Consider the following 11,810-nt stretch of genomic DNA (forward strand, 5'->3'; position numbering starts at 1 on the left):
GCGCCGACAAAGATTTATCGCTCGTAGATCTTGGCAATCTCATCCGCGAATCGGTTGAACACCACGTTGCGCTTCACCTTCATGGTGGGCGTGAGCTCGTTGTCTTCCTCGGAGAGGTCGCGGTCCAGAATCCAGAACTTCTTGATGCTCTCGGCCTTGGACACAGTGCTGTTGGCCATGTTGATCGCATCCTGGATCTCACCACGCAGCGCACTGTCGGTGGCCATGTCGGCCACCGACCGCGAGGCCGGGATATTGCGGTCGAGCTTGTAGCGCGTCAGCTCGTCGTCATCCAGTGCGATGAGGGCGGCCGGGAAAGGCTTGCCGTCGCCGACCACCAGGGCCTGGGAGATCAGCGGGTGCTCACGCAGGATGTTCTCCATCGGGCCGGGGGAAATGTTCTTTCCACCAGCAGTGACGATGAGGTCCTTCGAGCGACCCGTGATGGTGATGTGCCCAGACTCGGAAATTTCGCCGAGGTCGCCGGTAGTAAACCAGCCGTCGACAAGCTCCTGCTTTGTGGCTTCCTCGTTGTTCCAATAACCGGTGAAGAGGCCGCCGCCGCGGATGCAGATCTCGCCGTCCTCGTTGATGCGGGCACCGTAACCATTGAGAGGCTGGCCCACCGATCCGATGCGCTGGTCCTCAAAGCCGACAGCGCAGGCGGCCGTGGTCTCGGTGAGGCCGTAGCCCTCATAAACCGGGACGCCGAGACCGCGGAAGAAGTGCGCCAGGTCCGCGCTCATCGCAGAGCCACCAGTAATGGCCTGCTCGACCTGCCCACCCAGTGCTGCACGCAGCTTGGAGTAGACGAGCTTGTCAAAGAGCTGACGACGCAGCTTGAGTGCGCGGCTGGGACCTTCTTCGGTGTCCAGCGCCTTGGAGTACTCGATAGCCGTGGCTTCTGCTTGACGGAAGAGCGCACCCTTGACCTTGGAATCATCGGCTGCCTTGTTGTAGGCCGCGTTGCGGACCTTCTCAAACACGCGCGGCACGCCCAGCACCAGGTGCGGGCGGAAGCGCTCAAGAGCGGTGGTCAGGGTCTTGGTGTCGCCCCAGTGGGACTGAGTAACACCGGAAACGATAAGCGTGAGGGACACAGCATGTGCCAGCACGTGGGCCAGCGGCAAGTAGGTGACTACGCGGGTGCCGGGGTGTCCAAGGTGACCCATGCCGTCGGCAAGCAGCGCACGCACCTCGAAGATCCAGTTTCGGTGGGTCAGCATGCAGCCCTTGGGGTTGCCGGTCGTTCCCGAGGTGTAGTTAATCGAGGCCAGGGAGTCGTGCGTAATGCGTTCGATGCGCTCGTACACGTCCTCTGCCTCGATCTGGCGGCCCTCGAACTTCAGGGTCTGCACAGCCGAGGAATTGATCTCCAGCACGCGACGAAGCTGCGAGGGCGAGCTGGCCAGAGCCGGGGTGCCGTCCTCCTGCAGGACCAGGTGCTCGAGGGTCTCGGTGTGCTCGCGAGTCTCGGTCAGCGCCAGCACGGCACCGGAGTCTTCCACTACCCACTGGACCTGGCTGTGCGAGGAAGAGGGATAAACGGGGACCAGGACGGCACCGACTGACCAGATCGCAAACGCGAGCAGGTTCCACTCGTATCGGGTTCCGGAAAGCAGCACGACGCGGTCACCGGGCTCAACACCCAGGCTGATCAGGCCCTTGGCGGTCTCCACCACATCGTCGGCAAAGTCGCGCGCGGTCACCGAGATCCACTCGTAGTTCGATGGGCGCTGGAATAGCACCACGTGAGGGCTGGCCTTGGCGAGGGCGAACATGGAGGCGACGCAGTTTTCGTCGTCACGCAGCTCAAAACGCTGCGGTGCCAGGTACGCGGGGCGCCCCTGATAGTCAACGACCTCAATGGGGGTGGAGGTTCCTGGGGCGAGCGTCGAATCGTTCACAGCGACGACGGTCCTTTCTGAAATAACTGCATTGATTGATCCAGGGTAACGCCGCGACCCCAAATAAACAGCGCATCTCGACGTGTTTTGGCACGATAGTCACTTGTGAGCACTTCCGAACTTCTCGCCCAACTCGCGCATTCCTATGGGATTTCCACGGAATATGTGAGCAATTCTGGCAGCACTATCCATGTTGAGGCCTCCAGCCTGGTCGCCTTGCTGCGCGCCATGGGAGTCGCGCTGCCCAGCGAACCCGCGGAATCTGACCTGGCAGCGGCCCTGCAGGCAAGACACGAACACCTCGCCAGTCGCCCACTCCCCCCGGCCCTGGTGGGAGTCGAAGGCCAAGAGCACGGATTCGTGGTGCACGTGCACGACGGTGCCGAGGCCAACGTGCACATCGAGCTCGAGGACGGCAGTACCCGTCCGGCATATCAGGACGAGAATTTTAATCCCCCGGTCACCGTCGACGGCATCAGCTGGGGCGAGGCCAGTTTTCACATCCCCGGTGATCTCCCCCGCGGTTACCACCGCATTCACCTGGAGTCCCTGGGCACGCACCACGACTGCGCGTTGATCATCACCCCGCACCGGCTGAGCACAACGCAGTACCACGTTGATCACCCAGCCCACGGCGTGATGGCTCAGCTGTACTCGGTGCGCTCGCGCCAGTCGTGGGGCATGGGAGATTTCCACGACCTCGGTGATCTGGCGCAGACCTTGGCCGACACGACCGGGGCAGATTTTCTGCTGGTCAATCCCCTGCACGCAGCCGAGCCCACCCCGCCGGTGGAGGACTCGCCCTATCTGCCCACGACCCGGCGCTTTATCAACCCGATCTATGTGCGCATCGAGGACGTGGCCGAGTACGCACATGCTCCTGCTCAGCTGCGTGCAGAGATTGACGCAGCCGGCCACGAGCTCGCCAAGGCCAACACGACCCCAAACAAGATCGAACGCAACCCGATCTACGAGGCCAAGCTCGCCAGCCTCAACGCGCTCTACGAGCAGGGCCTGCTGGCTGAAACAAACGCGGAGCTCGATGCCTTCATCGAACGCGAGGGGGAAGGCCTAGAGGCCTTTGCCCGCTGGTGCGCCACCCGCGAGATTGAGACCACACATTCCCACCGGCATGCCGCCACCGTGGATGCGCAGGACCTGGCACGTTTTTACATGTGGCTGCAGTTCCTGTGCAGCCAGCAACTGGAACACGCTCAGCAGCGTGCTCTGGATGCTGGAATGTCCATCGGGTTGATCACCGACCTGGCCGTGGGGGTCCACCCAGGCGGTGCGGACGCGGCAACGATGGGACAATGGATGGCCCCGGAAGCCAGCGTCGGTGCGCCGCCGGACCCCTACAACCAGCACGGCCAGGACTGGTCTCAGCCGCCGTTTAACCCCGAGGCCCTCGCCGAGGCGGGTTACCAGCCGTGGCGCGAGATCCTGTCCACGGTGTTGCGTCACTCCGGCGGCATTCGCGTCGACCACATTCTGGGGCTCTTCCGCCTCTTCTGGATGCCGCGCATGAGCTCGCCCTCTGCCGGCACCTACGTGCGCTATGACCACGAGGCCATGTTGGGCATTCTCGTACTCGAGGCCGAGCGTGCGGGGGCGATCGTCATCGGTGAGGACATGGGCACCTTCGAGCACTGGGTTCAGGACGTGCTGGCAAACAAGGGCGTGATGGGCACATCCGTCTTGTGGTTTGAGTCGGATCTATTCAATGGCGGCCCCCGGCAGCCCCAGCACTACCGCAGCCTGGCGATGAGCTCGGTAGGCACTCATGATCTTCCGCCAACCGCGGGGTACCTCAGCGGGGAGCACATTCGCTTGCGCGAGCAGCTCGGCGTGCTCACGGATGACGCTGCGACGGAGGACCGCCAGGATGTGGAGTGGCAAAACCGTGTGCTCGACGTCGCCCGGGAACATGGACTGTTCCATGACCTGCCGGATGCGCCACACACCTTCCAAGGTCTAGATCGCGCGGAGCGTGGCAGTGTGGAGGACCTGCTGGTTGCGCTGCACCGGTACATCGCGTCCACCCCGTCCGCGTTGACCTGCACCAACTTGGTAGACCTGGTCGGCGACGTGCGCGTACAAAATCAGCCGGGAACGAACTCCACGCAGTACGCCAACTGGTGCATCCCGCTGTGCACGTCTGAGGGCACGCCGGTGCTCATCGAGGACTTGCCAGAGCTTGCGCTGGTGGAGCGGGTTGCGCAGGCTTCGCGACGCTAGAACTGCCCGATCAGCCACGCAATCACAATGAGGGCGAGCAGAAGGTACAGCGACTGCGTAACCCGTGATTGCGGGTAACGCCGCTTTTGACGCGGCAGCTTCTGATCCTGCTTACGCAGCTCCTCCGGATTTGCCATGCGGGCTAGTCTAGCGCCTTGCTCAGAGCATCGATAAGCCGTACCAAGACGCTGGACCCCACCATGGCAAGAGGAAGCAACACCGCCAAGACCACCGGCAGCTGCACCCACACCGGCAGGGAGACCAGAGCTTGGACCATGTTTAACCTTCCACGCGAGAGCCCGCCAGGCCACGGCGCTTCAACAGGGCCTGGACGCTGCGCGGCCGTCCGCGCAGACTTTCAAAGGCCTCAGCGTAGTCAGCCGCTGCGCCGCGGGAGAGCACGAGGTCGCGGAAGCGCTGGCCGGCCTCGCGCGCCTTGGCATCATCGCCCTTCTCGCCGGCTGCTCCGACCTCGGTGAACCAGTCAAAGCCGTCGGCGTCCAGGGCTTCGGCCCAAAGGTAGGAGTAGTAGCCGGCGGAGTAGCCGCCACCGAAGATGTGGTTGAAGTAGGTGGACTTGTAGCGCGGGTGCAGGGATTCGACCTCGAGGCCGGCCGCCGCCAGCGCGTCCTTTTCAAACTCCTCGATGTCACCCACCTGCTCGGCCTCTGCCGGGGTCAACCGGTGCCATGCCAGGTCGATGATGGCGGCCGCCAAGTATTCCGCGGTGCCAAAGCCCTGCCCGAGGCGCTGGCGTTCCTGGATGGCCTCCACGTACTCGGCGGGAATGACCTCCCCGGTCTCGGCGTGACGGGCATAAAGGGGCACGATTGCCGGGTCGAATGCCCAGTTTTCGTTGATCTGGGAGGGGAACTCCACCCAGTCGCGCGGCACGTTGGTCCCGGAAAGCGAGGGGTAGCGAACGTCGGAAAGCAAGCCGTGCAATGCGTGACCGAACTCGTGGAACACGGTGGTCACCTCATCGGGTGTGAGGTTCTCGTCGGTGATCGACATGACGTTGACCACCACGGGCTTGCTCTGGGTCAGGTGGGCCTGGTCCATGAACGTGGACATCCAGGCACCGCCACGCTTGGAGGAGCGGGCGTGGTAGTCGGTGAGCAGCAGGCCGATGCCGCTGCCGTCAGAGTCACTGACCTCCCACACGTCCACATCGTCGCGGTATCCCTCCAGATCCGGGCGGTGTTTAACCTCGATACCGTACAGACGGCGGGCAGCGGCAAACACACCGTTTTCCAGCACGGAACGCAGCGGGAAGTAGGCGCGCAGCTCGGCATCGGAGACACCGTCCTCGCCCTCGGCGAGGCGCGCGGCAAAGTACGGCCAATCGGCGGCGGTGATCTCCTCTTGCGCAAGCTCTCCGGCGAGTTTGCGCTCGGCCTCGGCATTCGCGCTGGCGGCGGGGGCAAGATCGGTAAGCAGCGCCCAGGCTGCGTCCGCATCGTCGGCGGTCTCCTCGGCCACGATGAAGTCAGCATGGTGCTTAAAGCCCAGCAACTCCGCGCGCTCGGCGCGCAGGCGGACCATCTCCACCAGGGTGTCGCGGTTGGATTCGCTTCCCCGCTTGAGCGAAGCCTCCAGCACCTTCTGGCGCGCCTGCTTGTTCTTGAGCTCGCTCAGCGCTGCCTGCACCGTCGGTAGTTCCAACGGCAAGACAAAGCTGCCGTCTTCCTGCCGGGCTGCCTCAATCGTTGCCGAGCTCAGGCCCTCCAGTTCATCGGCGGAGTCGAAGCGCACGGCCAAGTCTTTCGTATCGGCGGCCAAGTGGCGTCGGAAAGCATCTCCCAGCACCGCGAGGCGCTCATCGATCTCACGCAGGCGTTTTTGTCCCGCATCGTCCAGGCCCGCACCCTGACGCTCAAACCGAGCAACCAGCAGACGGTGCAACCGGCGGGACTCCTCATCCTCTGGAACGTCGACTTCCCGCACCAATCGGTACAGGTCCTGATCCTGATAGATCGCCGCGGAGTGCGCGGTCAGGCGCGGGATCATGCGCTCTGCAAGCGCGTCGATCTCGTCGTTGGCATCCGTGCCCTGCATGTTAAACAGCCACGCTGCGCCTCGATCGAGAGTCGCACCCGAGCGCTCCAGCCCCTCCACGACGCTTTCCCAAGAACCGTCTCCAGTCTTAATCGCCGCAATTTCCGCGGATTGTTCCTCCATCCCGCGCTCGAGAGCCTCCTCCGCGAATGCGGGGGTGATCTGCGCAAAGGGTGGGAGTCCGTACGGCAAGGTCGAAGGTGTCAGCAATGGATTCGTCATAACGAAACACGCTACCAATACAATGGCGGCACTATGAGGGATTTCACAGAACGCAGCGACGGCATCGTGTGTGCGACCGCACCCGCGCTTTTCGACGATCCCCTGCGCGGCGAGCGTCCCGACGGCATCCCCATCACTCTTAGCGTGATCCGCCCCAAGGACTCCCGGCCTGGCGATGACCTGCCTGTCATCGCCTTCGTACACGGTGGGCGTTTCGAATCCGGAGACTCCGCCAACTCTCCGCTGGAGGAGCTCGCCGCGCTCGGCGCTGTGGTGGTGTGCCTGGGTTATCGCCTTCGTGCACCGGGGTGGGTGCCGCTCCAGGGGGACACGCCTGCGCACTACCGCGGAGTGGAGGACTGCCAGCAGGGTCTGGAGTGGATTCAGCGCCATGTGGAGGAGTTTGGTGGGGACCCGACCAACGTGACGCTCGTCGGGCAGTCCGCCGGCGCGGCTATCGTGCTGTGGTTGAGCCGACGTGATCACTACCGGGGCGGTTTCCGCCGGGTACTTGCACTGTCGCCCGCCTTCCCCCGCCGACCTTGGCGCGACCGGCGCTGGGTGTTTCGCGCTGCCCTGGGTGCGCCTCTGACCCGCGAAAGGCTCAACGCCGTGAACCCCGCGCGCCTGGACCGTGCTTTCTGGCGCCTGCGCCGTGCCATCGCCATGGACATCCCCTTAGGCCCCCACCCCTTCGATGAGTCCGAGCTCAGTTCGGTCGACCTGGTGGTCAGCGCAACATCTCAGGAGATGCGCAACGAGCCGGTGAGTTCGTCGCTAGATTCCCGCGGGCTTAGCCGGCTGGGATTGCGCCTTTTTGCCCGCGCAACAGGTGTAAAGGACGTGTCTGGTTATTCCTCTACCACGGATTTCAGCGGCGACGTCTTCATTCGCCGCTTTGCTGAGCAGGCTGCCCGGCGCCCCGCTGGACGTACTTGGCTCATGGAAATCGCGGACGCCGCCCATTGCGATGACATCGAGGCCCTCTTTGCCGGCGGCGCCTTTACCCAGTGGGTGTACGGGTTCGCGTGCGGCCAGAAGCCGCAGTGGCCGGAGTACCGTGCGGAGTATCAGGCAGCTCGCCTCGACCTGGAAACCGGCGCGCTCACTCCCACCACAGATCCCTTTGCGCTAGCTCGAGGTTTGTTCGCTTAGGGCCTTAACCAGCGCTTCCTCGGCCAACTCGGAGACGCACCACGGAGAAAGCACCTGGGGCAACTGCCGGGCGGTATCCACGAGCGCGGATGCGTCCACCCAGGCATACTCTTCGACCTCATCACGCCGCGGGTTTACCTGTGCATCTTCGGCAATGCGCACCAGATAGACCGGACAGATCTCGTGCTCAACGATCCCGGAGCTGTCCACCGCACGGTAGCGAAAGTCTGGCAGGACTTCCTCGATACTGTCCACGCTCTCAGCATCGATTCCGAGCTCGTAACCCGCGCGGCGCACCACAGCCGCCTCGGTGGTCTCCCCCGGTGCTGGATGTCCGCAAAAAGAGTTGGTCCAGGTACCCGGCCACGTCTTTTTGCTCAGTGCCCGTCGGGTGAGCAGGGTGCGCCCGTCGGGACGGACCACGTAGGCCGAAAAGGCCAGGTGGAGCGGGGTGTTGTCCGTGTGGACGGCTGCCTTGTCGGCGGTTCCAATGGGCTTGCCCGCGTCGTCGACAAGCACAACCTTCTCAACGGTCATGCGTTAGGCCACCAGGTTGCCGGAGTAGATCACGTTTCCGATCTGCAGTTCGGCGTCCCAGAGGTTTCCACGCGGGACGTCGAAGGTGTACTGCAGGTTCGTGGTCGCCCCCACGCCAAGCGGCAGGCGCAGCGGCTTCTGGGCGGGTTCCTGCCCCTCGGGCACATCGGCCTCGAGCAGCTTGGCCTCGGTCATGGACCCGCCGCCGGAGTTGTAGCGCAGCTTCGGGGTCTCCAGGGCGTCGGGGGCGAGCGGTGCGTCGTTGTCGTTGGTGATCGCGATGGTCACCTCGGTGCCGCCGTAGTCGCCGGGGTTAGTGCCCTGGAAGTGGAAGGTCACCTTGTTGCCCGGGTCCTTCACGGACCCGAAGAGCTTGTCCGGACGGATGGGATCGGTGTCCTGCGTGTCCTTCTTCTCCACGGTCGGGGTCTGGGAAGTAGACACGGTCAGCGACTCCGTCCCGGAGGTGCCCGCTCCGTCGGAGGAGCAGGCGCTCAGTGCGGCCGTAGCGGCACAGGCGCAGGCAACGATGACGGCACGACGAGTAAGAGTGCGCACGGGTGAGTTCTTAGCCTTTCGTTTCCCAGCAAAGCGTGTGCCAGCGAGTCTAGCCTCTGCGGGCAGGTGCCCGATACACCTGTTAGCGTTTCGAGCTGTGAATCCGCTCCTGAAAATTCTGCGCAGCGCCTCGGCGTTGTGGCCGCTGTACCTGGGCATCTTCTTCAGCGCCGCCGCGGTGGCGGGCTTGAGCCTGGTCTCGCCCTTCATCGTCCGCGAGGCCACTGACACCATTGTCTCGGCGGTGCGCGGCGACACCACTCCGGCGGCTGTGACCTCCACGATCGTATGGCTGGCCATTGGGCTGCTGGCTGCCGACGTGGTGCGAACGCTCATGGACAACGTGGGCGGGTATGTCGGCGACATCATGGCTGCTCGTCTGCGCCAGATTCTGTCCACGCGCTATTACGCCAAGCTTCTGGCCCTACCCCAGCGCTACTTCGATTCGCAGGTCACGGGCACAATCATTGCCCGCCTCGACCGGTCGATCACCTCGATCACGCAGTTCCTGCAGTCGGGAGCGAACAACTTTTTGCCGATGATCCTCCAGGTCGGCGCCATCTTGGTGATCACCACCATCTATTACTGGCCGCTGACCGTCCTGCTGGCGCTGCTGTTTCCCATTTATATGTGGTTGACGGCTTTGACGTCCAAGCGTTGGCAGCGCTTTGAGGGTGAGAAGAACGAGCAGGTCGATCTCGCGGGCGGACGATTCTCCGAGACGGTCAGTCAGGTCAAGGTGGTCAAGTCCTTCGTCGCGGAGATCCGCGAACTAGGACTCTTTGGCAAGCGCTTCGCGCGAACGGTCGAGGTTACGCGGCCACAATCCTCCTGGTGGCATTTCATGGATTCCCTGCGCGGAGTAGCCATGAGCCTCATCTTCTGCGGCATCTACCTGATGATTTTCTTCCGCACTCTGCATGGCCACTTCACCTTGGGAGACATGGTCATGCTCCTGCAGCTAGTATCCATGGCCAAGCAGCCGGTATTCATGATGAGCTGGATCGTCGATACCGCCCAGCGCGCCATCGCAGGCTCGAAGGACTACTTCGGCGTCATGGAGGAGCAGGTGGAGGAGTCGGCCAACGCGCAACTTGTCGCGGCGACCTCTGCGTCTGGGGTTCCCTCGCTTGTCGACGACACCCCTGCTCCCCTGGCTCCTCAACCAGGCCAGCCCGTCATCGAGCTCGACGACGTGAGCTTCGCCTATGAAGAGGGCAAACCGGTACTAGATGGGGTCAGCTTCCACGCTGTCCAAGGAGGAACGGTCGCGCTGGTGGGAGAATCCGGTGGCGGCAAATCCACCATCGTCAACCTCCTGCTCGGTTTGTACTCCCCCACGGCTGGACGCTTGAGTGTCTGCGGGCACGACGTCGCATCCCTAACCAGCGAGCAGCTGCGTGCCTCCGTGGGCGTGGTGTTCCAGGAGCCCTACCTATTCTCCGGCTCCATCCGCGAAAACATCGCCTATGGCAAGCCTGAAGCGAGCCTCGAGGAGGTCATCGCGGTGGCCAAGCGTGCTAATGCCCACGAGTTCATTGAGGCTTTTCCAGACGGATACGACACGGTGATCGGCGAGCGAGGGCTCCGGCTTTCGGGCGGTCAGAAGCAGCGTGTCTCGGTGGCGCGCGCGATGCTCAAGGACGCACCCGTGCTCATCCTCGACGAGGCCACCAGTGCCCTTGACAATAAGGCAGAGCGGGCAGTGCAGGCTGGGCTGGACGAGTTAATGAAGGACCGCACCACGCTGATCATCGCGCACCGCCTCTCCACCATCGCGGGCGTGGATACCATTGTCACCCTCGACGAAGGACGGGTCGACGAGGTCGGTTCCCCCGACGAGTTGGCAGCCTCCGGCGGAATTTATTCAGAGCTTTTGGCGCTAACGGCCTCGTCATCGGAGGCTGATCGCCAGCGCCTCAAACGCTACGGATTCGTCGGGGACACCTCACTAGACTCCTAGGGCATGAAGTTTCCCACCCTCGATCAGCTCCGCGCCCGCAAAACTCGCAAGTGGACGGTCTACGGGGAGGACGTCCTCCCCCTGTGGATCGCCGAAAGCGACTTCCCTACCGCTCCGCCGGTCAAGGACGCGCTGCGCGACATGATCGAGGCCGAGACTTTCGGCTACACGCCCGCAGCCTCCGACCTTCCCGAGGCCCTGGCAGACTTCTACTCCACCCGCTACGGCTTCCAACCTGACCCTGCTGGGGTGGTGGCCGTACCTGACGTGGTGCGCGGACTACTCCTGGGTATCCAATACTTCACCCGCCCTGACTCCGCCGTCGTTGTGCCGGTGCCGGCCTACCCGCCGTTCCTGGAGCTGCCGGGGACGGCCGGTCGCGAGCGCATTGACGTTCCCACGCACCCAGATGGGTTGGATCTCGACGCAATCGAGGACGCCTTCCGTAAGGGCGCCGGCTCACTCTTGCTGTGCGCTCCCAACAACCCCTTCGGCTTCGTCCCCACCGCGCAAGATCTAGCGGCCCTGGTGGAACTGGCCGTACGCTACGACGCACGCCTGCTGGTCGATGAGATTCACGCTCCCCTTGTCTACGAGGGCCAACACGTTGTAGCCGCCGGGCTCAGCGATGCCGCCGCCGACCGCTGCCTGACCGTCACCGCCGTGTCCAAGGCATTCAACATTGCGGGATTGAAATGCGCGCAAATGATCTTGACCAACGAGCGCGACCAGCAGACCTACCGCTCACTGACCGGTGTGGCCAAGGACGGCACCGGAACGCTGGGCATGGTCGCCTCTGCGGTCTGTTATCGCCAGGGGATTGACCATCTCGATGAGACGGTGAAGTACCTGGCCGAAACCCGTCTCAGCGTGGCCGATCGCCTGGAGGAGGCAGTCCCAGGGCTGCGGGCCACCAGGCCAGCGGCCACTTATCTGATGTGGCTCGACTTCACCGACAGTGTGCTGGCTAGCGAGAAATCCCCCGCCCAGTGGCTGCGCACCCACGCGAAGGTGGCTCTCAATGACGGTGCGGCATTTGGCCCGGGTGGTAGCGGACACGCACGGTTGAACTTTGCTACCTCACCGGAGGTTCTCGACGAAGCCATCACGCGCATCGCCAGCGCATGCCGGAGCTTGGCTTAGCGCGAAGTCCTGTGGCGCCCGGAGATTAG

The 11,810-nt window shown here is 63.6% G+C and carries 10 protein-coding genes; 4 read left to right on the plus strand and 6 right to left on the minus strand.

Going from position 1 to position 11,810, the window contains the following annotated elements; all coding sequences use genetic code 11:
• Positions 1–14: 14 nt before the first annotated feature.
• Positions 15–1,781, minus strand: coding sequence for an AMP-dependent synthetase/ligase (locus FHE74_RS07840; RefSeq protein ID WP_139466036.1), 1,767 nt, complete (start codon positions 1,779–1,781; stop codon positions 15–17).
• 231 nt (positions 1,782–2,012) lie between these two features.
• On the opposite strand from FHE74_RS07840, the gene malQ reads away from it, so the two are divergent.
• Complete coding sequence (malQ, locus tag FHE74_RS07845; protein ID WP_139465954.1) at positions 2,013–4,145, plus strand: 4-alpha-glucanotransferase; 2,133 nt, start codon at positions 2,013–2,015, stop codon at positions 4,143–4,145.
• Here the strand turns inward: malQ and FHE74_RS10670 are convergent.
• From FHE74_RS10670 to FHE74_RS07850, 3 genes are read right to left on the minus strand one after another with little or no spacing between them, the layout of a single operon-like run.
• Positions 4,142–4,282, minus strand: coding sequence for a hypothetical protein (locus tag FHE74_RS10670; protein ID WP_180339717.1), 141 nt, complete (start codon positions 4,280–4,282; stop codon positions 4,142–4,144). The two genes, malQ and FHE74_RS10670, sit on opposite strands and share 4 nt — an antisense overlap.
• A gap of 5 nt (positions 4,283–4,287) precedes the next feature.
• Positions 4,288–4,422 (minus strand): hypothetical protein, encoded by a 135-nt coding sequence (locus tag FHE74_RS10815; protein ID WP_281279415.1) that lies wholly within the window; start codon positions 4,420–4,422, stop codon positions 4,288–4,290.
• A 2-nt stretch (positions 4,423–4,424) separates the two neighbouring features.
• On the minus strand, positions 4,425–6,425 hold the full coding sequence (locus tag FHE74_RS07850; RefSeq protein WP_139465955.1) for a M3 family metallopeptidase: 2,001 nt from the start codon (positions 6,423–6,425) through the stop codon (positions 4,425–4,427).
• Between the two features lie 33 nt (positions 6,426–6,458).
• On the opposite strand from FHE74_RS07850, the gene FHE74_RS07855 reads away from it, so the two are divergent.
• Positions 6,459–7,580 carry a carboxylesterase family protein gene (locus tag FHE74_RS07855; protein WP_139465956.1) on the plus strand — a complete coding sequence of 374 codons (1,122 nt, stop codon included), beginning with the start codon at positions 6,459–6,461 and terminating at the stop codon, positions 7,578–7,580.
• Here the strand turns inward: FHE74_RS07855 and idi are convergent.
• Together idi and FHE74_RS07865 are read right to left on the minus strand one after the other, a co-directional pair.
• Positions 7,557–8,117, minus strand: coding sequence for an isopentenyl-diphosphate Delta-isomerase (idi, locus tag FHE74_RS07860; protein ID WP_139465957.1), 561 nt, complete (start codon positions 8,115–8,117; stop codon positions 7,557–7,559). The genes FHE74_RS07855 and idi overlap by 24 nt on opposite strands.
• Before the next feature lie 3 nt (positions 8,118–8,120).
• Complete coding sequence (locus tag FHE74_RS07865; RefSeq protein ID WP_139465958.1) at positions 8,121–8,675, minus strand: hypothetical protein; 555 nt, start codon at positions 8,673–8,675, stop codon at positions 8,121–8,123.
• 97 nt (positions 8,676–8,772) lie between these two features.
• Here FHE74_RS07865 and FHE74_RS07870 point away from each other — a divergent pair, with 97 nt between their 5' ends.
• Positions 8,773–10,638 carry an ABC transporter ATP-binding protein gene (locus tag FHE74_RS07870; protein WP_139465959.1) on the plus strand — a complete coding sequence of 622 codons (1,866 nt, stop codon included), beginning with the start codon at positions 8,773–8,775 and terminating at the stop codon, positions 10,636–10,638.
• Positions 10,639–10,641: 3 nt separating this feature from the next.
• The gene (locus FHE74_RS07875) at positions 10,642–11,781 is read left to right on the plus strand and encodes a MalY/PatB family protein (RefSeq protein ID WP_139465960.1); all 1,140 of its coding nucleotides are present in this window, start codon (positions 10,642–10,644) and stop codon (positions 11,779–11,781) included.
• The last annotated feature ends 29 nt before the right edge of the window (positions 11,782–11,810 follow it).

This window comes from Corynebacterium tapiri (assembly GCF_006334925.1).
Classification (GTDB): domain Bacteria; phylum Actinomycetota; class Actinomycetes; order Mycobacteriales; family Mycobacteriaceae; genus Corynebacterium; species Corynebacterium tapiri.

Coding starts and splice junctions, on each gene's coding strand:
- FHE74_RS07840 (WP_139466036.1), bottom strand. CDS start 1,781: ATGTTCGCCCTCGCCAAGGCCAGCCCTCACGTGGTGCTATTCCAGCGC.
- FHE74_RS10670 (WP_180339717.1), bottom strand. CDS start 4,282: ATGGCAAATCCGGAGGAGCTGCGTAAGCAGGATCAGAAGCTGCCGCGT.
- FHE74_RS10815 (WP_281279415.1), bottom strand. CDS start 4,422: ATGGTCCAAGCTCTGGTCTCCCTGCCGGTGTGGGTGCAGCTGCCGGTG.
- FHE74_RS07850 (WP_139465955.1), bottom strand. CDS start 6,425: ATGACGAATCCATTGCTGACACCTTCGACCTTGCCGTACGGACTCCCA.
- FHE74_RS07855 (WP_139465956.1), top strand. CDS start 6,459: ATGAGGGATTTCACAGAACGCAGCGACGGCATCGTGTGTGCGACCGCA.
- idi (WP_139465957.1), bottom strand. CDS start 8,117: ATGACCGTTGAGAAGGTTGTGCTTGTCGACGACGCGGGCAAGCCCATT.
- FHE74_RS07875 (WP_139465960.1), top strand. CDS start 10,642: ATGAAGTTTCCCACCCTCGATCAGCTCCGCGCCCGCAAAACTCGCAAG.